The organism is Allobaileyella intestinalis (genome assembly GCF_009695865.1).
In the GTDB taxonomy this organism is placed as follows: domain Bacteria; phylum Bacillota; class Clostridia; order Peptostreptococcales; family Anaerovoracaceae; genus Allobaileyella; species Allobaileyella intestinalis.
Window position 1 is genome coordinate 159,132 of record NZ_VUNB01000006.1, and the last position, 24,344, is coordinate 183,475.

Sequence of the window (24,344 nt, forward strand, 5' to 3'; positions counted from 1 at the left end):
CAAGGTTGGGAAGGCCCCGGTAAGGCCTTCAGGGATATAATATATCCCATAGTTCTAGGAGGATGTATGGATTACTTGGAAGTGCTTGACGGTATGAAGGAAGACATGCTGCATACTCTGCAGGATGCAATCAAGATCGACAGTGTGCTGGCACCTGCTGTCAAGGGCGAAGACGGACAGACTTATCCATTTGGAGCCGGCATTCAGAAGGCCTATGAGCACATGCTGAGTGTTGGAGAAGAGATGGGCTTTGAGACTGCAAATTATGATAACTACGGCGGTCACATTGAGTTCAAGGCACCGGACAGTGAAAAGGTTGAGACCTTTGGCATCACAACTCACCTGGACGTAGTTCCAGTTGGTGAAGGATGGGAGACCGATCCTTTCGATCCTATCGTTAAGGACGGATGGATTTACGGCAGAGGAACTTCTGACGACAAGGGCCCTGCTGTTGCAGCTCTTTACGCAATGAAGGCCATCAAGGAAGCTGGAATCACCCCGAAGAAGAATATCAGAATGATTCTTGGCCTTGATGAAGAGACAGATAAAGAAGGAATGATCTACTACAGAGATCATGTTGAGAAAATGCCTGAGCTGGGAATTACCCCTGATGCGGACTTCCCTGTTGTTCAGGGAGAGATGGGAATTCTCGTCTTTGATATAGCCAGAAAGCTTTCAGGAGGCAAAGCCGGTGATGGACTGAAGTTCAGAAGCATGGAATCCGGCGTTGCATATAACATCGTATCTCCTCAGGCTAAAGTCGTAGTATTCTCTGAAGACCAGAAGAATTACGATGATATAGCTTCAAAGGCAGAGGCATTTTCCGGAAAAACAGGATACAAAGTAACGACAAAGAAGCAGGGCAAGTCCCTTGTAATCGAAAGTTTCGGAGTTCAGGCTCACGGAGCCAGACCTCAGGAGGGCCTGAATGCAATCAGCATCATGATGGCATTCCTGGGAGAACTGGACTTTGCAGATCCTGGAGTAAACGAATTTACAGAATACTACAATAAGTACATCGGATTCGACCTTGAAGGCGGAAAGATGGGACCTGTTATCCATGACGAACCTTCAGGAAACCTGATTTTCAACGTAGGCCTGGCATCAGGAGACGAGGATGTAATCTCAGTAACTGTTAACATCCGCTATCCTGTAACATACACTGACGAACAGGTGTATGAGGTATTTGAGAAGACCCTGGAGGGCACAGAAGTAGGATTCGTAAAGAAGATGCTGGAGAAACCTGTTTATCTTCCTGATGACGACCCTATGGTGCAGAACCTCATAGGCGCATATGTAGATGAAACCGGCGATGACAAGACAAAGCCTCTGGTAATGGGCGGCGGCACTTATGCAAAGCTGATTCCTGGAACACTGGCCTACGGCGGAATGTTCCCTGGAGACGAGGACAGGATGCACCAGGCTAACGAGAGACTGCTTCTTGATCACTTCTACAAATCAGCAAGGATCTATGCAAGAGCCATCTACAAAATCTGCTGCCAGTAATAACGGGGAAATGAATGTATGTTCCTCTGTGCTTGACGAACATATTAGAATGTAGTAGTATCTACATAACAAGTAAATCTGTTTCAGGGCGTGGTGAAAGTCCACACCGGCGGTGATAGGAGCGATGTATTATGAGATTCTCCTTAAGTCCGCGAGCATTTGCAGAACCAGTGAGAATCTGGTACCGACGGTATAGTCCGGATGAAAGAAACATTTACAAATTAAGTTAGTTAATTAGTTTGTAGAGACGGCCTTGTATCTTATACGAGGCCGTTTATAATGCCTGACAGATTCCAACTGTAGCAGCTGTTCCTGCAGACATCCCACGGGATTAAAGGAACGATTTTATCTATTCAGGAGGAATATGTTATGAAAAGAGAAAACACTTTCAACACCAGCACTCTGGTTAAACTGGGACTTATGACCGCTCTCTCTCTGGTCATGCTCCTCATCAGGATTCCATATCCACCGGCACCATTCCTTGTATATGATCCGGCAGATATTCCAATCTACATCACTGCATTCGCCTTCGGCCCTGCAGCTGGCCTGGTGGTTACCTTCATGGTAAGCTTTATTCAGGCATTCCTGATGGGAGGAGACGGAATCTACGGTTTCCTCATGCACTTTATTGCAACTGGCGCATTCGCAGTAATGGTTGGCCTGCTCTACAAGAGGAACAAGACAAGAAAGACAGCGATCATTTCCATAGTTCTTGGAGTCATTGTAATGACAGCAATTATGTGTGCAATGAACCTCATTGTAACACCGCTCTACATGGGAGCTCCTAGATCTGCTGTTATGGCTATGATTGTACCTATCATCATTCCGTTCAACCTTCTCAAGGGCGGACTGAACGGTGCAGTTACCTTCGTGCTGTACAAGAGAATTTCAGGAATATTACACAGTGAAGGAAGATCAAAGGGAACAGAGAGTTCTGAGAGCTCAAGATGAAAATGATACAAAGAGCATAGCATTTGATATCGCCGGCAGACTTAAGGCCGGCGATGTTATTGCGCTTACAGGAGATCTCGGAACGGGAAAAACTACATTTACTAAGTATTTAGCGCAGGGCCTTGGTATTGACCACAATATCAACAGCCCTACTTTTAATATTGTGAAAGAACACTATGGCGGCCGTCTGCCTCTCTATCACTTTGATGTATACAGACTAGGCAGCGGTGAGGAACTGATAGACGCCGGAGCTGAAGACTACTTTTACGGAGACGGAGTTTCCGTAGTGGAATGGGCAGACCTTGTCATGGACTATCTTCCTGAAGATGCCATAGTCATTCATATATCATACGGAGAGAAAGAAGGAGAGCGAGTATACAGATGCATATTCTGACCTACGAAACAACAGGAAGCAAAGGATCTGCCGCAGTGATTTCATCAGATGGTACCATTGCCCTCAGCGCTTCTTCCAGCAAAATGGATCATCTGAAGGACATAAGCACTCTTGCGTCAGAGGCACTGGAAAAAAAGAAGCTTTCCATCCATGACATTTCATACGTTGCGGCGGCCATAGGGCCGGGTTCCTTTACGGGCATACGCATAGGCGTTACTACAGCCAGAACAGTTGCCCAGATGATGAACATTCCATGTATTCCGGTTCAGACCCTGAGAGCAATGGCAAGGATGGGTCAGTTCTGCCTGGACAGCTGTTCAGATGAACTGAAAACCGGGGGCAGCCAGCTACCTCCGAAATGGATCCTTACCATTATAAACGCCAGAAGAAGGCAGGCCTATGGGGCATTGTGGCGCATTGACGGTAGCAGACTTGAAGAGGTTATGCCTCAGAAGCAGTATATCATCGACGAAATGCTTCCGCAGGTGCTGGATCACATGAAGGAAAATGAATCCGTCCTGGTGACAGGTGACGGATTTGACGCTTATGGAGATACAGTGTCGGAGGTGCTGGGGAATAACAGATTCATTGCCGCTCCGGAAGAATTCAGATATCAGAGAGCGGATGCAGTGGCATCTGTAGCTTTAGAAATGGCACAAAATGGTGAGTTTACAGACTACAGCCATATGCTTCCCGATTACATGAGAAAAAGCGAAGCGGAGATGCGCCTGGAGAACGGTACCCTCAGCAAGAGGATTACATCGCCAGATAACATTGACGTAAGAAGAGCTCTTCCTGCAGACCTGGATAAAATAATGAAGCTGGAGAAAATTGCATTCCCTGATCCATGGAGCCGGCAGGCTATGGCAAAGGACATTGACTCCCCGGATGCAGTGGTGCTTACCGCCACCTGGGGAACTGTTTTTGCAGGATATCTGGATATGTGGAGAGTTGCAGGTGAAGGACAGCTTAATAACATTGCTGTAATGCCTGAATACAGAGGACGAGGCATTGGGCAGAGGCTTATGAAAGAGGCTCTTGCCATATTAAAAGGATACGGAGATTCGGAAATGAACCTGGAAGTTCGGAAGAGCAACAGGGCCGCCCGGTCTATGTATACAAAACTTGGATTTTCAGAACTTGGCATCAGACCCGGATACTACGAAAACAACGGGGAAGATGGGGTTATCATGAAGAAGGAACTGAAATCAGATGATTAATGGACATCACATTACTCTGGGGATAGAAAGCAGCTGCGATGAAACGGCAGTTGGCATCGTTCAGGACGGAAGGAAGATTCTGGCCAACATTATTTCATCCCAGATAGACATACACACTAAATTCGGCGGAGTAGTGCCGGAAATCGCATCAAGAAAGCACCTGGAGTGCATCAATAACGTTATCAGCCTGGCTCTGGATGAGGCTGGAATAACCATGGACCAGGTGGATCTTATAGGAGTAACCTACGGGCCTGGCCTGGTAGGTTCTCTTCTGGTGGGAGTTGCAGCAGCAAAAGCCATAGCTTTTTCATGCGGGAAACCACTGGTTGCGGTGAACCACATGCAGGGACACATTGCCTCCAATTATCTCCAGTATCCGGACCTTGAACCGCCTTTCATGGCCCTGGTGGTGTCAGGAGGCCATACCAATATTGTAAACGTCAGCGATTACAATATTTGCGAAACCCTGGGAAGTACCAGAGACGATGCAGCAGGAGAGGCCTTTGACAAGATAGCAAGAGTCATCGGTCTGGGATATCCTGGAGGCCCGAAGGTAGATAAGGTTGCCAGGTCGGGAAATAAAGATGCGGTTCATTTCAAGAGAGTTTACCTGGAGCCAGGCAGCTATGACTTTAGTTTCAGCGGTCTTAAGACCCAGGCTCTCAACTACCTGAACACTCAGAAGCAGGCAGGAAAGCAGATTTCCGTGGCAGATGTGGCTGCCAGTTTCCAGGAAGCCGTAGTGGATGTAATCAGCGACAAGGCTGTCAGTGCAGCTGTCCAGTTCGGAAGGGACAAGATAGTGATGGCCGGAGGAGTTGCATCTAATTCAAGGCTTAGACAGGTCCTCGAAGAGAAGGCGGGAGCCAGGGGAATAAGCATATTGAAACCTGATCCCATTCTGTGCACTGACAACGGAGTTATGATAGCGTGCAGCGCATACTATGAGGGATTGAAGGGGAATTACGCAGGACCGGACCTGGACGCAGTGCCGGGACTTGAGTTCTAGTAAAAAAATTTTTTTCATGAGAGAGAACTGCGGGAAACCGGGGAAAACCGGGAATAGCGAATTTATTAACAGGAGAACGAAAAACTATGCTGGTAATGTCAGCAAAGGATATAAATAAATCATATGGTACAGATGTAATACTGGAAGATGTGAGCTTTTCCGTCAACAAAGGGGACCGGATCGGAATCGTAGGACCTAACGGGGCGGGTAAGACCACCTTGCTCAGGATTGTTTCAGGAGAACTGGAGCCTACGTCGGGAGAGCTTTTCATAAAGCCAGGATTCCATCTGGGATACCTGAAACAGAGGAACAACTTCGACAGCCAGGGAACATTGCTTGAAGAAGTAAAGAAGAGTTTTACCCGTTTCTATCGGATGGAAAGGGAAATGGCCAGGCTTCAGGAGCTGATCAAAGACCACAAGAGCAGTGATTTCCAGAAAAATCTGGCTGCATACACCGATCTGCTGGAGAAGTACAAGGATGCAGGCGGATACACTTATGAGAGCGAGATGGAATCGGTTCTGGCCAACATGGGCTTCGGGCCGGAGACTTACAGCAAAAAAACAGGATCCCTTTCCGGAGGGGAGAGGACCAGGCTGGCTCTGGCGGCTCTGCTTCTGAAAGCACCTGAAATCCTCCTTCTGGATGAGCCCACCAACCATCTGGACCTTCAGATGCTGGAGTGGCTGGAGAAATACCTGAACGGATACAAGGGAACGGTTATAGTGGTTTCCCACGACCGTTTTTTCCTGGACAAGATGGTTACCAGGGTCTTCGATGTGAGAAATACTCATCTGTATTGTTATACAGGAAATTACACGGAATTCACTGTTAAGAGGCAGGAGCGGCTGGAGTCTGAAAGGCGGGCCTGGGAGAACCAGCAGAGAGAAATCAAGCGCCAGGAAGAGATGATCCGCCGCATGAAAGAGCGGGGCACAGAGCACCTGGCAAAGAGAGCCCAGTCCAGAGAAAAACAGCTGGCCCAGATGGACGTTCTTGACAGGCCTGAATCAGAATCAGGGGACATGAAGCTTCAGTTCCATGTGGAATATAAAAGCGGAAATGAGGTTGTCACTGCAGAAGGACTGGAAAAAAGCTTCGGCGAGAGGAAGCTTTTCAGAAATGTGGATTTCAAGATCAGAAAAGGCGAGAAGGTCTGCATTATCGGAAACAACGGAACGGGAAAAACCACCCTTCTCCGCATAATCCTGGGCCAGATTCAGCAGGACAGAGGCTATCTGAAAATCGGCCACAACGTGAACTTCGGATACTACGACCAGGGCCAGCTTATGCTGGATGAAAATGAAACCATTCTGGGAGAGATGAAGAACGCCTACCACCTTTACACCGATACTCAAATGAGATCCCTTCTGGGCAGGTTCCTGTTCAGTGGAGATGAAGTTTTTCTCCGGGTGGGAGATATTTCCGGAGGTGAAAAGGCCAGGCTGGCACTGCTGAAACTGATGCTGTCAGGTTCCAACACTCTGGTGCTGGACGAGCCTACCAACCACCTGGATATCCAGTCCAAGGAGGTGGTGGAGGAGGCCATATCCGGCTTTGACGGCACGGTAATAATGGTTTCCCACGACAGATACCTTCTGAGCCGGGTTCCGGACAGAATCCTGGAACTAACCCCCGATGGAATCATCGAGTATCAGGGCAAATACGATTATTATCTTGAGAAATCCCAAGAGAGGCACCAGCTCATTGAAAGCCAGCAGGCTTCTTCAGGCGCCAGCAGAGGAGGATCGTCAGCAGCCGGTGGCCCGGAGGGCGGCACCGAAGGTGATTCAGGAAAAAATGAAAGTTCTCTGTCTGCGGAGGATGAGCGGCGTCTCAGAAAAGAACGGGAGGCTGAAGAGCGGCGTCAGGCCAGGAAACTCCAGAGCCTTGAAGAGGAAATCCACGATCTTGAAGGAAGAATTGAAGATCTTGAAAAGGCCCTGTGCAGCCCTGAACATATGAGGGATATCGAGTTCCTTCAGGAGCAGGGACAGATAATGGACCAGCTGAAACAGGAACTGGATGAAAAATATGACCAGTGGATGGAGCTGCAGGCTTGAATTTTTTCATAAAACATGGTAAATTGTCTCAGTCTTTTTTTTGAGAATCACTAAATTTGCACATAATAAATCCTTCTTTTACAAAAGAAGGTTTGGCTGCCGCGGAATTTACGGCACAGGAATAAACTTGAAAAAAAGAAAACAGTTAAGAATCTTTTCGTATCCCAGGGCAGGTTATCTCCATGATATCCGATGAGATATAGAAAGATTGTTAAAAAACTTGCAAAGAATTATTGCGTAATTTATAATCAGGTTGAAGAAAATACTGGAGGAAAATATGGTTTTTGAGAAGGTTAAGAGTTTTGTAGTTGAGCAGCTTGGTGTAGATCCTGATCAGGTTGAGATGGACACAAATCTTATGAAAGATCTGGAAGCAGATTCACTGGATGCAGTTGAGATTATTCTTGCTGTTGAGGACGAGTACGGTCTGGACATCCCAGATGAGACAGCAGAGAAGTTTGAGACAGTTAGAGATCTGGTTGAATACGTAGAAGCAAACAAGTAAGATCCGCAGGTTATTTGGGCTGAATCACTACTTGGGAAACGGGCAGAGGAAAAGATGAAAAATAACGGCACAAAAATCTCCAATGCGATTGTACGCAGGCTTCCAAGATACAGAAGATATCTTGGGGAGCTTAAGAGACAGGGAGTAGAAAAAATATCTTCTAATGAGCTCAGCAGTTTAATAGGATATACTGCTTCACAGATAAGGCAGGATCTGAATACATTTGGAGGATTCGGACAGCAGGGGTACGGATACAGCGTTGATTATCTGTATGAGGAAATCAATAAGATTCTTGGACTGGACAGGGAGTATAAGACGGTAGTAGTTGGTGTGGGAAATCTCGGACAGGCTATTACAAATTATACTTACTATTACAAGATCGGATTTAACATCGTAGGACTGTTTGACGTAAATCCAAGGCTTATCGGACTTCAGATAAACGGAGTACAGGTAAGGGATTCAGCTGAATTGGCTGAATATGTGAAAGACAACGACATAGATATCGGTATTATCTGTGTAAACAGGGAGCATGCCCAGGACGTAGCTGACACCCTGATAGAAGGCGGAGTAGAGGGAATCTGGAACTTCGCACCTGTAGATCTGAAGATACCTGAAGATGTGGCAATTGAGAACGTTCACCTCAGCGAGAGCCTTCATACTCTTGCGTTCAAGATCAAGAACAACGAGAAGAACATGGAATACTAATTTAGTATCAATGGAATATTGACGGAGTCTTTCTCAATAACCCCGTCGTTCCGGAATTAATATTGCAACCCTTGGGCGGGAGTCGCACTTGATGCGGCTCCTGTTTTTGTTGATCTGGGGCCAGATATCAGGCCTTTGATGTGACTAATAAAAAACTGCCGCACCTTCAGGTGCAGCAGTTCTCTTAAAGCGATTTTGCAAAATGCTGATATATCAATATCGATTATTCAACCTCTGCAGGAGCGCCTACTGGGCAAACGCCAGCGCAAGCTCCGCAATCGATGCATGTATCCTCATCGATAACGTAAGGTGTACCCTCGGTAATAGCCTCAACTGGGCAACCCTCAGCACAAGCTCCGCAACCGATGCAGTCATCACTGATTCTGTAAGCCATTGGTTTCTACCTCCTTGATTAAAATTCAGACAACTGGATTATAACAGTGGGGTTTGATTTTGTAAAGTAATATTACAGTTACATATTTTATTCATTTTTCTTCAAAGCAGCACTTTCCCCCAGGCTTGCCTCCAGGAACAAAAAATGTGGTATCATCTGACTATGGAAATAATATCATTTACAGGAAAAAGCGGCACCGGCAAAAGCTACCAGGCAGTGGGCCTCAGCAGAAGGCTCCGGGCCGATGCCATCATAGATGACGGACTTCTGATATACAAAGGACGGATAGTTGCCGGAAGATCGGCGAAGGCCTGCGCTTCTAAAGCTGCCGCCATGAGAACGGCACTTTTTAACTACGAGGACCAGCGCAATGAAGTTAAAGAGGCGCTGGAGCGTTACAAGCCGGCCAGGCTGATGATACTGGGAACATCAGACAGAATGGTGGACTGGATAACCAAGGCCCTTGACCTCCATACAGCAGACCGGAGGGTTTACATAGAAGAGGTTTCCACTGCAGAAGACCGGGAGAAAGCTTCCTATTCAAGAAATCAGAGAGGGGAGCACGTTATTCCTGTGCCTTACATGCAGATAAGGAAAGACTTTGCAGGATATTTTCTGGATCCCATTAGGCGTTTCCGAAATCCTTCCATGCCTGAAGGACCAGCCCAGTCCGTAAGCACCATCGTGCGGCCGGCATACAGTTATGCAGGAAAATTCCAGATTGCACCGTCTGTTTTATCTGACATTGTGTACATAACTGCAGAAAGATATCACAAACATTTCCGGGTCGCAGACACCTATTCAAACAGGAACCCGGGAGAGCTGGATGTAGTCGTGGTTTTACATATTTTCTGGAAAAAAAGAATAATGAATCAGGTCGGGGACTTCCAGGAGAAGCTGAAAGACCAGATACAGTCTATGACAGCCTTTTCCGTAAGAAACATCAATGTGCAGATAAGGACAGTAACGGTGAAAAGAGAAGTGGCAATGGCCAGGAAGCGCAGGGAGGCAGTGAAACCTCTGACTGATTTAATGGGCAACGGTCACGGGTACTGGCAGGAGCAGGAGAGGAAGTAATCAATTGAACAGAATAATTTTTGAGAACGTAAGAGATATAGATCTTGATCACATTTTTCAGTGCGGCCAGTGTTTCCGGTGGATTCCTGAGGACAATAATGACAGCAGCTCCACAGGCCGCTACAGAGGCGTGGCCGGATCTTATTTTTGCCAGGCAGAGCTGGAAAAAAATGATGAGTTTGCCGGAACTCTTACGCTGAATGTGACAGGAGGAGATGAAAAGTTCTGGAGAGACTACTTTGACCTTGACAGGGATTACGGCCAGATCAAGGAAAAACTTGTTGAACAGGAACCCAGGATTTCGGCAGCCACAAGAGAAGGCGGAGGAATAAGAATACTTAACCAGGATTTCTGGGAAGTGCTCATATCCTTTATCGTTTCTCAGAACAACAATATTCCAAGGATAATGAAATGCATTGAAGGCCTTTGTTCTGCCTTCGGAGAACCGGTTTACCGTGATTTGGACGGGAAAACCTGGTACAGTTTTCCAAAGCCGGAAGCCCTTCTTGGAAAAACTGAAGAAGACCTGAAGGAAATCAAGCTGGGGTACAGAGACTCATATATAGTAAGAGCAGCGGACAAGTTCCTCAAAAACGGCATACCGGCGGGAACCATGGAGGAAAAAAGAAAACAGCTCCTTGAGTACCACGGAATCGGCCCGAAGGTGGCGGACTGTATTATGCTTTTCGGATGCAGGGAGTTTACGGCATTTCCTGTAGACACCTGGGTCAAGACAATAATGAATGACATGTACGGCTTTGAGAAAAAAGATATAAAGGGAATGCAGGCTTTCGCCAGAGAACGGTTCGGCGATTTGAGAGGATTCGCCCAGCAATATCTTTTCTATCTGTACAGGGATAAAGGAATTAAATAGAGTTTTGAGAAACACCCCCATTGATTGATATGTGTCCGGGATTCTGGGTACATATCAATCCATGGGGGCTTTTATATTGTCAATATCAGAGATTGTTAAAATTGATAATCATTATAACTTCAAAAATGATATAAGAGTAACAAATATGTATATATATGCATATAAAATGAATATATATAGGCCGATTCTGTATATAGCTTTGAAACAATATTAAGAAGAGCCTGGAGCCTATATGGAAAAAATATATCGTGCACGATGCGAAATGCATTGCACTATGTGCACTGAAACCCTTGAAATTACAAGGATGAAAAAATTTTTTAAAAAATTGCAAAGCCCTTCTTACAAGCGGAGTTTAGCGGAATAATGTCCGCAATTGGCGGAATGGGTATTTGACAATTGTATAACAAAATGTATAATCAAAACGTAAGATATTTGTTAAAAAAATCCCAATACTTAACCTTACAGGTGAATTCGGAAGGTTCGATGGAGGAAACATGTACACTCTGGGCGTCGATATAGGTTCTACAACTTCAAAATGCGTAATCATGAATGATGGCAGTGATATTGTAGCTACCAGCCTTGAAATAGGAGGGATGGGCACATCCGGACCTGAGGATTCAGTAAGAGAAGTTCTTGACTCTGCCGGACTCAACAGAGATGACATAGCCAGGACAATTGCCACCGGTTACGGCAGGATGAAATATGAGGATGCCGACGGAGAGGTCAGTGAGCTTACATGCCACGCCCTGGGTGCCAGCCATATTTTCCAGGGCCTGAGAACTGTAATAGATATTGGCGGTCAGGACGCGAAGATCATTTCTCTTTCTAGTGACGGGCGAATGACAAACTTCGTTATGAATGACAAATGTGCTGCTGGTACAGGCCGTTTCCTGGATGTTATGGCAAACATACTCCGCATTGATGTGAATGATATGGGTAAGCTTGCAGAACAGGCTGGCCAGCCTGCATCTATATCCAGCACCTGTACGGTATTTGCAGAATCTGAAGTAATCAGCCAGCTTGCCAACGGCGTGAAACTGCCGGAGCTGGTTGCAGGCATCTGTGACAGCGTTGCATCAAGAGTCAGTGCTCTTGCCAGAAGAGCAGGGGTCAGGGAGAAGGTGTGCATGTCCGGAGGGGTTGCTCACAACGATGCAGTTAGAAAGGCCCTTGAGAAGAAACTGGAAGTCAGCATAGAGACGAGCCCCTTGTCCCAGCACTTCGGAGCTGCGGGAGCTGCCATATACGCTTACAGACAGGAGCTGAGAAATAAATAAACCTGGTAAATAACAGCCTTACAGGCTGATGAACAATCAACATATCTGAAGTACTTAACCATCAGGAGGAATTTGAAATGGCTGAAGAAAAGAAAGAAGTCAAGAAATCCCGTCCACCGCTGGATCCTAACTCAGCTAAATACAAGCTGGGAAAGATCGCAGGAGATGCATTCAAGGATGCAATTGCCGCAAAGGCGGCAGGAAAACCAGTGGCATGGGTCTCCAGTAATTTCCCTGTGGAGATTCCTGAAACCCTGGGACTGGCTACAGCATACCCTGAGAACCAGGCTGCAGGTATTGCGGCAAGAGGAGCCGGCGAGAGAATGTGCACAGTGGCAGAGGAAGAAGGTTATTCCAACGATATCTGCGCATACGCCAGAGTAAGCCTTGCCTATGCAAAACTGAAAGAGTGTCCTGAGCAGGATGTGGCAATGCCGGACGTGCTTCTTTGCTGCAACAACATCTGCAACTGCATGATCAAGTGGTACGAGAACCTTTCCAAGGAACTTAACATACCGATGATAATGCTGGACATTCCGTTCAATCCTGATTATGAAGTGTCAGATGCTGAAGTTCAGTACGTAACAGCGCAGTTCTGGGATGCAGTCCATCAGCTTGAGAAACTGTTCGATCTTAAGTGGGATGACAAAAGATTTGAAGAAGTTACAGGCTTCAGCTGCAGGTCCAGCAGAGCATGGCTGGCAGCTACAGAGTGTGCAAGATATGTTCCTTCACCGTTTAACGGATTTGACCTGCTGAATCACATGGCAGTAATGGTAACAGCCAGAGGCAAGAAGGAAGCCGGCGAAGCCATGGAAACTCTTCTCAAAGAATATGAGGACAACCACAAGAACGGCAAGAGCACCTTCCGCACAGAAGAGAAATACAGAATCATGTTCGAAGGAATTGCATGCTGGCCATATCTGAGAGTCACATCTCACGGCCTTAAGGACAGAGGCATAAACATGGTCACAACCATCTACGCAGATGCCTTCGGATTCGACTATCACAGTTTCGATGAAATGATCAGAGCTTACTGCTCTGTACCGAATGCAATAAATCTTGAGAAATCCAGAGACAAACGTATCAAGCTTTGCAAGGACAATCACGTTGAAGGACTTCTGGTTCACACAAACAGATCCTGTAAGCTCTGGAGCGGATTTATGTACGAGATGAGCCGCCAGATCGGTGAAGCATGCGGCATTCCAGTAGCAAGCTTCGACGGAGACCAGGCGGATCCGAGAAACTTCTCTGAAGCCCAGTACGATACGAGAGTACAGGGGCTCATGGAGATAATGGAAGCAAACAAACAGGCAAAACAGGAGAAGGGAGAATAAAAAATGAACAGAGACCTAATTGAGAAATTCCATCAGGTAGCTGTATCTCCGAAGGCCCAGAAAGACAAGTATCTGGCTGCAGGAGAAAAAGTTGTTCTGACAGCTCCTGTGTATACCCCTGAGGAGATCATTCATTCTATGGGATTTGTACCTATGGGTGCATGGGGAGCAGATATTGAACTTAACAGGGCAAAGGAATACTTCCCTGCATTTATGTGCTCCATAGTTCAGTCAATTCTGGAACTGGGAATGACTGGTGAGTATCAGGGCGTAGATGCCCTGGTAGTTCCTTCTCTCTGCGACACTCTGAAGTGCCTGGGAGAAAACTGGAAATACGGAGTGCCATCAATTCCGTTCATTCCAATGACATATCCGCAGAACAGAAAGCCTGAATATGGCATTAAGTTCACCATGGCAGGTTATGAAAGAGTAATCAGAGATCTGGAAAAGGTAGGCGGCAAGTTTGATGAAAACAAGCTGGCAGAATCCATAAAGATCTACAACAGACACAATCAGGTAATGAGAGAGCTGGACGAAATCCTTGCTGTTCACCCTGAAGTAACTGCAGCCCAGAGAAGTGACATCTACAAAAGCGCATTTTTCATGAAAAAAGAAGAACACACCGCTCTTGTGGAACAGCTGATTGAAGATCTGAAAGGAAGCGAGTCTGGAGAGGAAAAACTCCCTGTAATGGTGTCTGGAATTCTTACAGACGCTCCTGGACTTAACAAGATCTTCGATGACCTGGGAATGCACATCGTTGCAGATGACGTGGCAGCTCAGACTAGACAGTACAGAACAGATGCTCCTGAAGGCAATGACCCTCTCAGGGATCTTGCTCAGAAGTTTGCTGACATGAACGACTGCTCCGTCCTTTATGATCAGGAAAAGCACAGACCGAATCTGATCGTTGAGACGGCAAAGGCCAGAGGAGCAAAGGGCCTGATTGTAGTCCTGACCAAGTTCTGCGACCCTGAAGAGTTTGATTACGTGATGATCAAGAGAGCCTGTGATGATGCGGGAATACCGGTGGCACTGGTAGAAGTGGACAGGCAGATGAAGGAGTTTGAACAGGTTCGCACAAATCTGGAAACCTTCAGAGATGTACTGACAATGTAGTGAAGACTTGAAAATTCCGGTGTTCCTGCCGGAATTCAGATAACAGTTGGTGATCCGGCCTGTGCCGGAACTTAAAAGGAGGAAGAAATGAGTGAAGTAAAGCGCCCTCTTGAAGGAGTGAAGGTCGTAGAGATGGCAACATTCATTGCCGCTCCATGTACGGCTCGTTTCCTTGCAGATCTGGGAGCAGACGTTATCAAGGTTGAGGCCCCTAAGGGCGATCCGCTGAGATACACTGCTGTTAATGAGGGAAGGCCTCTGGACCAGAAGGAAAATACTTCCTATGACCTGGAAAATGCCGGGAAGCGCTGCGTGGCACTGAACACAAAGACGGAAGAAGGAAGAGAAGCACTGGAGAAGCTGATTTCTGAAGCAGACATCTTCATCTGCAACTGGCGTCAGGGCCCTCTCAAGAGAGCAGGACTTGACTGGGAGACACTCCATGCAAAGTATCCAAAGCTGGTAATGGGATATATTTCAGGCTACGGAGAGAAGGGACCTGACAAGGACCTGCCGGGCTTCGATTTCACAGCATTCTATGCCCGCGGAGGAATTCTGGGACCACTGAGAGACAAGAAGAGCACTCCGATGTTGACAGTACAGGGCTTTGGAGATCACCAGGTAGCAATGAACCTGGCAGCAGGAGTTCTGGCTGCACTGTACAGAGCAAAGATGACAGGTGAAGGAGATCAGGTCATCGTATCTCTGTTCCACAGTGCGGTATGGGATGTTTCTCTGATGCTTCAGGCCAGCCAGTACGGATCAGACAGCTGTAAGTTCCCGATGGAGAGATGGGAGAACGGAAATCCTCTCACAATGTGTTACAGAACGAAGGACGATCAGTGGCTGCAGATCGCAATGCCTCAGTATGACAGACATTATCCTGTTCTGATGAACGCCATGGGACATCCTGAGATGGCTGATGACCCAAGATTTTATCCTCAGAAGAATCTGGTTCCAAACAGAAAAATCTTCTCAGAGTGGATTTCAGATCAGTTTGCTCAGAGAGACTGTGCAGAGTGGTGCAAGATTTTGGATGATGCGGACCTGCCTTATGCAGTAGCCCAGAACTGGGATACCCTGCTTGTAGATAAACAGGCCTGGGCTTCAGATATTTTCTACGAAATGGAGTACAGCAACGGAAACAAGCGTACTCTCGTAAGACCGCCGGTAATGTTCAAGGAAATGGGACTGCCTGAATACAACAGAGGACCATACCTGGGCGAGCAGACTGAGTCAGTTCTCAAGGAACTTGGATACTCAGATGAAAAAGTGGCTGAAATGATTAGCGATGGTGCTGCAGTTCCAATGGACCCGGCACTAAGGGATTAATCAATAATTGATGCCCCGGAGAGGAGGATTTCCCCAACCCTTTCCAAGTCTCCGGGAATTTAAAGATCTCATAGAGAATCAAGTAATATGAGGAGGATTGTTATGAAGATCGCTGCTTATGAAGTTAGACCTGATGAAGAGCCTGTTATTAAGGGATTGTGTGAAAAACTGGGAATTGATGTAGACATTACAGGACTGAATCTTGATGAGTCTACAGTATCAATGGCAGAAGGTGCAGACGGTGTTACAACACTGGGACAGAGCACTTACAGCAATGAAGTTCTGGACACATTGAAGAGCTATGGAGTTAAGGTTCTGGCATCCCGCTGCGTAGGATACAACCACATGAACGTAGAATACGCCAAGAAGCTGGGATTCAAGTTGTGTAACGGATCATACGCTCCTAACGGAGTGGCAGAGTACACAGTAATGTCCATTCTGATGTGCATCAGAAAACAGAAAAAAGCACTGTACGACACAAATGACAATAACTTTACACTGAAGGGCAAGATGGGAAGAGAACTTAGAACCATGACAGTTGGAGTTATTGGAACTGGCAAGATCGGAGCAACAGTAATCAAACTGCTATCCAGCTTCGGCTGCAAGATCCTTGCAAACGACATCTTTGAAAGCGATGAAGTAAAGAAATACGCTACCTATGTTGATCACGATACTCTTTACAGAGAGAGCGATGTTATCACCATTCACACACCTCTTCTCCCTCAGACTGAGAAGACTCTGAATGCTGATGCTATCTCCAAGATGAAGGATGGAGTAGTAATCATAGATAACGCAAGAGGCGAGCTGATGGATATAGATGCCATTATCGAAGGAATTGAATCAGAGAAGATCGGCGCACTGTTTATGGATTCCTTCCCTGGAGAGGTTGGTATCATCCACGTTGAGCACAACGATGACATAATCAGAACAGAGGGAATGCCTTACTTCAAGCTTAAGTATCTCCGCTCCTTCAGCAACGTATACCACACACCTCATATGGCCTTCTTCACAAAGGAAGCAGGAGAACAGATGGCAGAATGTGGTGTCAGATCAATCTATGAGATCCTGACAGAAGGTAAATCTACTCACGAGATACCAGCATAATGATTTTATGTTCCGGGTTCCTGAACCGGACCCGGAAATAATTTTTTACTAGGAGGAAAATATGATTCTGGACAAGAAACATGCCCTGCAGCAGAAGCTGTTCCGCCAGTTCGCCGAAACAGAGTTCACAAAGGAAATCCTTGATGAGCTGGAGGAGACCGGTGAGTTCAACTGGGAAATGCATAAGAAAATGGCCCAGTACGGCTTCATGGGAGTTAAGATTCCTAAGGAATACGGTGGAGCAGGATGTGATAACCTCACTTACTGCCTGATGGATGAAGAGTTTGCCAGACAGAGTGCAGTACTGGCACTCTACGCCAACACATCCAATTCTCTGGGCGGAGGCCCGCTGCTTCTTGCCGGCAGCAAAGAGCAGAAAGAAAAATATCTGCCGCCGGTAGCAAGAGGAGAGAAGATTCTGGTGTTCGCCTTGACAGAGCCAGGCGCCGGATCTGATGCAGGTGGAACAACTACCACAGCTATTCAGGACGGTGATGATTTCGTTATCAACGGACGTAAGTGCTTTATTTCAGGTGCTCCTATGGCAGACTGGTGCATCCTTTTCGCAAAGACAGATCTGAGCGCAAAGGGATCCAGGGGAATCTCCATGTTCATTGTGGACATGCATCTTCCTGGAGTATCTCTGGGTGCTCCGGAGAAAAAGATGGGTATCATAGGTTACCCAACTAGCGACGTTGTTCTGGAAGATGTAAGAGTTCCTAAGGACTGCCTGATCGGAAAGCTCAACAAGGGCTTCCAGACAGCCATGAAGACACTGGATGGAGGAAGGCTCGGCGTTGCTGCTCAGGCTTTGGGCATTGCACAGGCTTGTCTTGATGAATCTGTAAAATATGCAAAAGAGCGTAAACAGTTCGGACGTCCAATTGCTGATTTTCAGGGTGTAAGCTTCATGATAGCCGATATGGCAACAGATATCGAGGCTGCCCGTCAGCTGGTATATCACGCAGCTCAGCTGAAGGACGCAGGATCCGATGAAGCGTCCAAGGCATGCTCCATTGCCAAGTATTTTGCTTCTGAAGCAGCTAACCGCTGTGCATACAAGGCTGTACAGATCCATGGCGGATACGGATACATCAAGGAGTACAAGGTTGAAAAACTTTATAGAGATGCTCGTATCACCAGCATCTACGAAGGTACCAGCCAGGTACAGCAGATCGTAATCGCAAGCAATCTTTTGAAGTAAAGTAAGGAGGCAAAGGACTTATGAAAATTCTTGTAACAGTAAAGCAGGTTCCTGATACCTCCGGCAAGGTAGCAGTAAACCCAGATGGAACACTTAACCGTGCTTCCATGCAGACAATCATCAACCCTGATGATCTGAACGCAATCGAGGCTGCACTGACACTGAAGGATCACCTGGGATGCCAGGTTGTAGCATTCACAATGGGACCACCGCCTGCAGAAGACATGCTGAGAGAGCTGATGGCAATGGGCGTTGATGAAACTGTTCTGGTTACTGCCAGAGAATTCGGAGGATCCGATACATACGCAACATCTCAGATTATCGCAGCAGCCATTGATACATATGGCCTTGGTGAGGAAGACATTGTTCTTGCAGGACGTCAGGCAATCGACGGAGACACAGCTCAGGTAGGACCTCAGATCGCAGAGAAGCTCCACATTCCTCAGGTAACATATGCTGGAGAGATAAAGAAGGATGGAAGAACTCTTACAGTCAAGAGAATCCTCGAGGATGGATATATGACCATCAAAGTCCAGACTCCATGTCTCATTACATGTATTAAGGAACTGAACACTCCAAGATACATGTCAGTTCTGGGAACAGAAGAGTGCTACGAAATGCCTATGCACGTAATGGACTACAACGCCCTTAAAGATCATCCTCTGATTGATGCTACTACAATCGGACTGAAAGGTTCTCCTACTAATATTTATAAGTCATTCACTCCGCCTCAGAAGGGTGTGGGAATGATGCTGGAAGGATCCGGCAAGGAGACAACAGACAAACTGGTTTCGATACTCACGGACAAGCACATAATCTAAGGAAGGAGAACAGACAATGGCTTATAACAGTGCTGATATAGCTGCCTTCAAGAACGTATGGGTTTTCTGTGAGCAGCGCGGCGGAAAAATGATGAATACAACCTTTGAGCTTATCTCGGAGGGAAGAAAACTGGCGGATGAGCTGGGTGTAGACCTTTGCGGAATTCTGCTGGGAGACAATGTTGACAACATTGCAAATGAAATCGGCGGATACGGTGCAGACAGAGTAATAGTTTGCAACAGCCCTCTTCTGAAGCACTACACAACAGAAGGATATACAAAGGTCATCTGCGACATGGTAGAAGAATACAAGCCTGAGATTCTCCTGTTCGGAGCTTCCAACATCGGAAGAGACCTGGCTCCTCGCTGTGCCGCAAGACTGCACACCGGCCTGTGCGCAGACTGCACTCACCTGGACGTAGATCTGAACGGATATGTGAATTTCCTGAGAACCGGATCTTCTCTGGATGTGGATGGAATGAACTTCGAGAGCAGACTCTTCGATGTTAACAAAAACCTGAAGATGACAAGACCGGCTTTCGGCGGACACCTGATGGCAACTATCGTATGCCCTCGCTTCCGCCCTGCAATGGCAACAGTACGTCCAGGCGTAATGCAGAAGAGAGAGTTTGATGAGAAAAAAGCTCAGTCTGTTCAGCTTGTTCATCCTGAATTCGCCCTGTCTGCTGATGACATCGAAACAGAAGTAGTAGAGGTAGTGAAGGCTGCAAAGAAGATGGTAGACCTGATTGGTGCCGACTACATCGTGTCAGTAGGAAGAGGTATTGCCAAGGATGTTGAAGGCGGAATTGCTCTTGCCCAGGAGCTGGCTGACGAGCTTGGTGGAGTTGTAGGTTCATCCCGTGCCTGTGTTGATGCAGGATGGATAAGTGCTGATCACCAGGTAGGACAGACAGGAAAAACCGTTCATCCTAAGGTTTACATTGCCCTGGGAATATCCGGAGCTATTCAGCATAAGGCTGGAATGCAGGATTCAGAGTACATTATCGCTGTAAACAAGAACGATGGAGCACCGATCTTCGAAATCGCAGACTACGGAATTTGCGGTGACCTTTTCAAGGTAGTGCCGCTGCTCATCGATTCTATCAGAGAAGCAAAGGCTGCAAAGGAAGCTTAGCAGCACAAACAGGGCCGGCATCTGAACTGATGACGGCCCCATATGACTATTTAAACAGAGAATGCATGAAAGTGTGGAGATAATGGAGCAGGAAAAAAAGTACAGAATAGTAGTAATAAATCCCGGTTCCACATCTACAAAGGTGGGAGTATTCATGAACGAGCAGAAGGTGTTCGTAGAGAGAATCTACCACGACAGCAGTGAAATGGCCCGTTTTGAAACCATACAGTCTCAGCTGGGCTACAGGACACTGCTGGTTGAGAGACTTTGTCAGCAAAATGAGGTAAAGCTTGACCAGGTCGATGCCTTCGTGGGATGCGGAGGCGGTATGCTTTCATGCAAGAGCGGTGTTTACCGTATTAATGAAAAATTAATTTATGATTGCGAGACAGCTGCGGCAGGCGTCCACCACCCGGCCATGCTGGCAGCTCAGATCTGCAGGAGGCTGGTTAACAAATACGGCGGCCGGGGCTTCACTGTAGATCCTCCTGACACAGATGAATTCCAGGATGTGGCCAGGATTTCAGGTCTGAAAGGAGTGTACAGAGAAAGCCGAGTACACTGCCTTAATCAGAAAGCGGTGGCAAGAGAATATTGCAGAGAGAATAATCTCACTTACGAAGACTGCAATTTCATAGTGGTGCATATGGGCGGAGGTATATCAGTAACAGCTCACAGGAAGGGTGAAATGATTGACAGCAACGATGTGCTGGCAGGTGACGGACCGATGACTCCTACACGAGCTGGAAGTATCCCCACAACAAAAATCCTGAAAATGGCATTTAGCGGCAAGTATTCCTATGACCAGCTGGAAGAAAGGCTAACCAGAAAAGGAGGCCTTATCGATCAGCTTGGTACTGACGACGTCCAGGAAATCGAACGGCGGATTACAGAGGAAAACGACAGATATGCCGCTCTCATTTTCGACGGTATGATATACCAGGTTGCCAAATATATAGGAGAGTGCGCCGTAGTACTGAAAGGACATGTGGATGGAATCCTTATTACCGGAGGCATGTCCAGAAGTGAGTATATTACCGGAATGCTTAAAGATTACGTGGAGTGGCTGGCGCCGGTATGGATCAAGCCAGGGGAAATGGAAATGGAAGCACTGGCTTCCGGAGCTTACAGAGCTCTGACCGGCCGCCAGGAAATCCTCACGTACACAGGAGTTCCGGTATTCAAAGGCTATCATTCCAGAAGGTATCACATATAAATATATACTGCGGATGATTTGGGCTTTCCAGTGCCCGAAGCTGCCACGGAGAAATCCGCGGCAGCTTTTTTAGTGAAGATATTTTCACATTCTACGTTTCCATTTTTGTTGACAGAAGGGGAGACCATGAGTAGAATATTGATTGTGGGTTAGCACTCGAGAATATTGAGTGCTAACAAATGGGACGACCCGTAACGCAGAGGATTCTACAGATGAAGCACTGTGAATGAATTTTTTCAAAATCTGCGTTCCGGAGCAACAGAAATTGCAAAATAATATTAATTGCATAAGATATGAGAAGATCTACGGATCTATGGAGGTATGTAATGAGTGTAGGTATCAAGCCACTGGGAAGCAGAGTTGTTATCAAGAAGCTTGAGGCTATCGAGAAGACAGAGGGCGGACTGATTCTGTCCGGCAATGCAAAGGAGAAGCCACAGGAGGCAGAGGTTGTTGCAGTAGGCCCTGGAACAGAAGATGTAAAGATGGAAGTAGCAGTAGGCGACATCGTAGTATATTCAAAGTATGCAGGAACAGACCTGAAGTGCCATGGCGAGGAATATACAATTGTTGATCAGAAGGATATTCTGGCAACTATCACAGACTAGTGAAAACGTCCAGTATTCGAAATACTGGTATTAAATAGAAAATATTTTTTTACGGAGGCAAATAAATGGCTAAAGAACTTCATTACGGAGAGGATTCTAGAAGAAAACTGCTGGCAGGTGTGGACAAGCTGGCAGATACAGTAAAGATCACACTTGGACCTAAGGGAAGAAACGTACTGATCGAGAAGTCTTACGGTTCCCCGCTGATCACAAACGATGGTGTTACTATTGCCAAGGAAATCGAGCTGGAGGATCAGGTCGAGAACATGGGTGCTCAGCTGGTCAAGGAAGTAGCTACAAAGACTAACGATATTGCCGGTGATGGTACAACAACTGCTACAGTACTGGCTCAGTCCATCGTAAGAGAAGGATTCAAGAACGTTGCAGCAGGGGCAAATCCAATGATCCTGAAGAGAGGAATCAACGGAGCAGTAGATGTTGCAGTAAAGAAGCTGAAGGAAAGCGCTGTACACGTAAACGACAAGGACAGCATCGCTCAGGTTGCATCTGTTTCCGCAGCCGATAAGGAAATCGGTGAAATGATCGCCGAGGCTATGGACAAGGTAGGCAAGGACGGAGTAATCACCGTTGAGGAAAGCAGATCTCTGGATACAAACCTGGAAGTTGTTGAAGGTATGCAGTTCGACAGAGGATACCTGTCCCCATACATGGCCGGAAACAATGAGAAGATGGAAGCTGTTCTGGACAACCCATACATTCTGCTGACAGATAAGAAGATTTCCAACATTCAGGAAATCGTTCCTCTGCTGGAGGACATCATGAAGAGCGGCAGAAAGCTGCTGATCGTTGCTGATGATGTTGAGGGTGAGGCTCTGGCTACACTGGTAGTAAACAAGCTGAGAGGAACTATCGATGTAGTTGCAGTAAAGGCACCTGGATTCGGCGACAGAAGAAAGGCAATGATGGAAGATATTGCCATCCTTACAGGTGGTACAGTTATCAGCGAAGAGCTGGGCTACGAGCTGAAGGATACAACAGTGGACATGCTGGGAAGAGCAGCTACAGTTAAGGTTAACAAGGACAACACTGTAATTGTCAACGGCATGGGAGACAAGAACGAGATCAAGGCAAGAGAAGACAAGATCAGAGCTGAAATCGAAAACACAACTTCTGACTTCGACAGAGAGAAGCTTCAGGAGAGACTGGCTAAGCTCATGGGCGGAGTTGCAGTTATCAAGGCCGGTGCAGCAACTGAAACTGAGCTGAAGGAGAAGAAGCTGAGACTGGAAGACGCTCTTAATGCTACAAGAGCAGCAGTTGAAGAAGGAATTGTTTCCGGTGGTGGTACATCTCTGATTAACACACTGGGTGCAGTTGCAGAATACGCTGATTCACTGGAAGGCGACGAGAAGACAGGTGCAAGAATCGTACTGAGAGCTCTGGAAGAGCCAGTAAGACAGATTGCAGAAAACGCCGGATGCGAAGGAAGCGTTGTAGTTGCAAAAGTTAAGGAGTCTGAGCCTGGCGTAGGATTCAACGCAGCTACAGGCGAGTATGTAAACATGATTCAGGCAGGAATCGTAGACCCTGTAAAGGTTACAAGATCCGCACTGCAGAATGCAGCCAGCGTATCTGGAATGCTCCTGACAACAGAGGCTGGCATTACAGAGATTAAGGAAGAAACACCAGCACCAGCAATGCCTGCAGGTGGCATGGGCGGTATGATGTAATCCGGCTAATTAGCTGATTAAGTTGTTAAGTCATTAAGAAAAAAAGAAGTCAGGTCTGCGGCATATAACGAATGTCGCAGGCCTGGCTTTTTTCATGGTGCAGAAGAGCGATGAACGCTGGGACCTTTACCACTTTGCAATGAAAGGGACACAAAGGGAAGAGATGGAAAAAATAAAAATAGGGGTTTCCATCAGCAGTTGTTTCTGCTATAATAAACGTCCACGGTGAGTAAACCGCAAATTGTTCGGAATTATGGGTCCGAAAAGTTAAGAAATAAAAAAGATTTGAAAAAATCGAAAAAAGTTCTTGACTAAAGGCGAGCGAAGCCGTATAATAAACAAGCTGTCGCACGGAGCGGCAACAGCACATTGAAAACTAAATAGTACAAAGAAACCAGTCGAAAGAACTGTAGCAATACAGACTTAAGACAATGTACATAGCAATCATGAGATGGTAAGTCAAATGGTTCGCGTACAATTCTTTAAAACAATGATTTCGAAACGAGATCGAGCGCAAAGCGTCAGATCTGAAATCAGGATCGATTTAAATGCCGAAAGGCTTTAGATACAAATTATAAAGAGTTTGATCCTGGCTCAGGATGAACGCTGGCGGCGTGCCTAATACATGCAAGTCGAGCGAGAAATTCTTTAATGAATCTTCGGAGGATTTAGAGAATGGACAGCGGCGGACGGGTGAGTAACGCGTAGGCAACCTGCCTCACACAGAGGGATAGCCATTGGAAACGATGAATAATACCTCATGAAACCGGAACAACACATGTTGATCCGGTCAAAGATT

At 46.7% G+C, this 24,344-nt stretch carries 22 protein-coding genes, 1 rRNA gene and 1 riboswitch; of the genes, 22 read left to right on the plus strand and 1 reads right to left on the minus strand.

What is annotated here, in order from left to right:
- Window positions 1–66: 66 nt before the first annotated feature.
- The 8 genes from pepV to FYJ66_RS08320 all read left to right on the plus strand — a co-directional run bounded on the left by pepV (window position 67) and on the right by FYJ66_RS08320 (window position 8,353).
- Entirely contained in the window at window positions 67–1,506 is a 1,440-nt protein-coding gene (gene pepV / locus FYJ66_RS08285) for a dipeptidase PepV (protein WP_154573042.1), read from the plus strand.
- Window positions 1,507–1,581: 75 nt separating this feature from the next.
- A riboswitch (FMN riboswitch) is annotated at window positions 1,582–1,723 on the plus strand.
- Window positions 1,724–1,875: 152 nt separating this feature from the next.
- Window positions 1,876–2,457: an ECF transporter S component gene (locus FYJ66_RS08290; RefSeq protein ID WP_154573043.1), complete on the plus strand. Its 582-nt coding sequence runs from the start codon at window positions 1,876–1,878 to the stop codon at window positions 2,455–2,457.
- Complete coding sequence (gene tsaE / locus FYJ66_RS08295; RefSeq protein ID WP_338071193.1) at window positions 2,411–2,851, plus strand: tRNA (adenosine(37)-N6)-threonylcarbamoyltransferase complex ATPase subunit type 1 TsaE; 441 nt, start codon at window positions 2,411–2,413, stop codon at window positions 2,849–2,851. The genes FYJ66_RS08290 and tsaE overlap by 47 nt, the downstream gene beginning before the upstream one ends.
- Window positions 2,839–4,071: a tRNA (adenosine(37)-N6)-threonylcarbamoyltransferase complex dimerization subunit type 1 TsaB gene (gene tsaB / locus FYJ66_RS08300; protein ID WP_154573044.1), complete on the plus strand. Its 1,233-nt coding sequence runs from the start codon at window positions 2,839–2,841 to the stop codon at window positions 4,069–4,071. Before tsaE ends, tsaB begins: the two co-directional genes overlap by 13 nt.
- A complete protein-coding gene (gene tsaD / locus FYJ66_RS08305) occupies window positions 4,064–5,080 on the plus strand; it encodes a tRNA (adenosine(37)-N6)-threonylcarbamoyltransferase complex transferase subunit TsaD (protein WP_154573045.1) in 1,017 nt (338 codons plus the stop codon). The genes tsaB and tsaD overlap by 8 nt, the downstream gene beginning before the upstream one ends.
- 86 nt (window positions 5,081–5,166) lie before the next feature.
- Entirely contained in the window at window positions 5,167–7,143 is a 1,977-nt protein-coding gene (locus FYJ66_RS08310) for an ABC-F family ATP-binding cassette domain-containing protein (protein WP_154573046.1), read from the plus strand.
- 277 nt (window positions 7,144–7,420) lie between these two features.
- Window positions 7,421–7,648 carry an acyl carrier protein gene (gene acpP, locus FYJ66_RS08315; RefSeq protein ID WP_154573047.1) on the plus strand — a complete coding sequence of 76 codons (228 nt, stop codon included), beginning with the start codon at window positions 7,421–7,423 and terminating at the stop codon, window positions 7,646–7,648.
- Between the two features lie 54 nt (window positions 7,649–7,702).
- Window positions 7,703–8,353 (plus strand): redox-sensing transcriptional repressor Rex, encoded by a 651-nt coding sequence (locus FYJ66_RS08320; protein ID WP_154573048.1) that lies wholly within the window; start codon window positions 7,703–7,705, stop codon window positions 8,351–8,353.
- A gap of 223 nt (window positions 8,354–8,576) precedes the next feature.
- Here the strand turns inward: FYJ66_RS08320 and FYJ66_RS08325 are convergent, their stop codons facing one another.
- Window positions 8,577–8,747, minus strand: a complete 171-nt coding sequence (locus FYJ66_RS08325) for a DUF362 domain-containing protein (RefSeq protein ID WP_154573049.1) — start codon at window positions 8,745–8,747, stop codon at window positions 8,577–8,579.
- A gap of 144 nt (window positions 8,748–8,891) precedes the next feature.
- Between FYJ66_RS08325 and FYJ66_RS08330 the strand changes: the two genes are divergently transcribed.
- The 14 genes from FYJ66_RS08330 to FYJ66_RS08395 all read left to right on the plus strand — a co-directional run.
- Window positions 8,892–9,824, plus strand: coding sequence for a hypothetical protein (locus FYJ66_RS08330; protein ID WP_154573050.1), 933 nt, complete (start codon window positions 8,892–8,894; stop codon window positions 9,822–9,824).
- Window positions 9,825–9,828: 4 nt separating this feature from the next.
- Window positions 9,829–10,698 (plus strand): DNA-3-methyladenine glycosylase family protein, encoded by an 870-nt coding sequence (locus FYJ66_RS08335; protein WP_154573051.1) that lies wholly within the window; start codon window positions 9,829–9,831, stop codon window positions 10,696–10,698.
- A 494-nt stretch (window positions 10,699–11,192) separates the two neighbouring features.
- Window positions 11,193–11,975 (plus strand): acyl-CoA dehydratase activase, encoded by a 783-nt coding sequence (locus FYJ66_RS08340; RefSeq protein ID WP_154573052.1) that lies wholly within the window; start codon window positions 11,193–11,195, stop codon window positions 11,973–11,975.
- 77 nt (window positions 11,976–12,052) lie between these two features.
- The gene (locus FYJ66_RS08345; RefSeq protein WP_154573053.1) at window positions 12,053–13,312 is read left to right on the plus strand and encodes a 2-hydroxyacyl-CoA dehydratase subunit D; all 1,260 of its coding nucleotides are present in this window, start codon (window positions 12,053–12,055) and stop codon (window positions 13,310–13,312) included.
- A gap of 3 nt (window positions 13,313–13,315) precedes the next feature.
- The gene (locus FYJ66_RS08350; protein WP_154573054.1) at window positions 13,316–14,431 is read left to right on the plus strand and encodes a 2-hydroxyacyl-CoA dehydratase subunit D; all 1,116 of its coding nucleotides are present in this window, start codon (window positions 13,316–13,318) and stop codon (window positions 14,429–14,431) included.
- An 87-nt stretch (window positions 14,432–14,518) separates the two neighbouring features.
- Window positions 14,519–15,763 carry a CaiB/BaiF CoA transferase family protein gene (locus FYJ66_RS08355; RefSeq protein ID WP_154573055.1) on the plus strand — a complete coding sequence of 415 codons (1,245 nt, stop codon included), beginning with the start codon at window positions 14,519–14,521 and terminating at the stop codon, window positions 15,761–15,763.
- A 102-nt stretch (window positions 15,764–15,865) separates the two neighbouring features.
- Window positions 15,866–16,867: an NAD(P)-dependent oxidoreductase gene (locus tag FYJ66_RS08360; RefSeq protein WP_154573056.1), complete on the plus strand. Its 1,002-nt coding sequence runs from the start codon at window positions 15,866–15,868 to the stop codon at window positions 16,865–16,867.
- Between the two features lie 61 nt (window positions 16,868–16,928).
- Complete coding sequence (locus tag FYJ66_RS08365; protein ID WP_154573057.1) at window positions 16,929–18,071, plus strand: acyl-CoA dehydrogenase family protein; 1,143 nt, start codon at window positions 16,929–16,931, stop codon at window positions 18,069–18,071.
- A gap of 20 nt (window positions 18,072–18,091) precedes the next feature.
- Window positions 18,092–18,892 (plus strand): acryloyl-CoA reductase electron transfer subunit gamma, encoded by an 801-nt coding sequence (acrB, locus tag FYJ66_RS08370; protein WP_154573058.1) that lies wholly within the window; start codon window positions 18,092–18,094, stop codon window positions 18,890–18,892.
- A gap of 16 nt (window positions 18,893–18,908) precedes the next feature.
- Window positions 18,909–20,030: an acryloyl-CoA reductase electron transfer subunit beta gene (gene acrA, locus FYJ66_RS08375; protein WP_154573059.1), complete on the plus strand. Its 1,122-nt coding sequence runs from the start codon at window positions 18,909–18,911 to the stop codon at window positions 20,028–20,030.
- A gap of 82 nt (window positions 20,031–20,112) precedes the next feature.
- Window positions 20,113–21,246 (plus strand): butyrate kinase, encoded by a 1,134-nt coding sequence (gene buk, locus FYJ66_RS08380; protein WP_154573060.1) that lies wholly within the window; start codon window positions 20,113–20,115, stop codon window positions 21,244–21,246.
- Between the two features lie 326 nt (window positions 21,247–21,572).
- Window positions 21,573–21,854, plus strand: coding sequence for a co-chaperone GroES (locus tag FYJ66_RS08385; protein WP_154573061.1), 282 nt, complete (start codon window positions 21,573–21,575; stop codon window positions 21,852–21,854).
- Between the two features lie 65 nt (window positions 21,855–21,919).
- Window positions 21,920–23,545, plus strand: a complete 1,626-nt coding sequence (groL, locus tag FYJ66_RS08390; RefSeq protein ID WP_154573062.1) for a chaperonin GroEL — start codon at window positions 21,920–21,922, stop codon at window positions 23,543–23,545.
- A 571-nt stretch (window positions 23,546–24,116) separates the two neighbouring features.
- A 16S ribosomal RNA gene (locus tag FYJ66_RS08395) occupies window positions 24,117–24,344 on the plus strand; the annotation flags it as partial.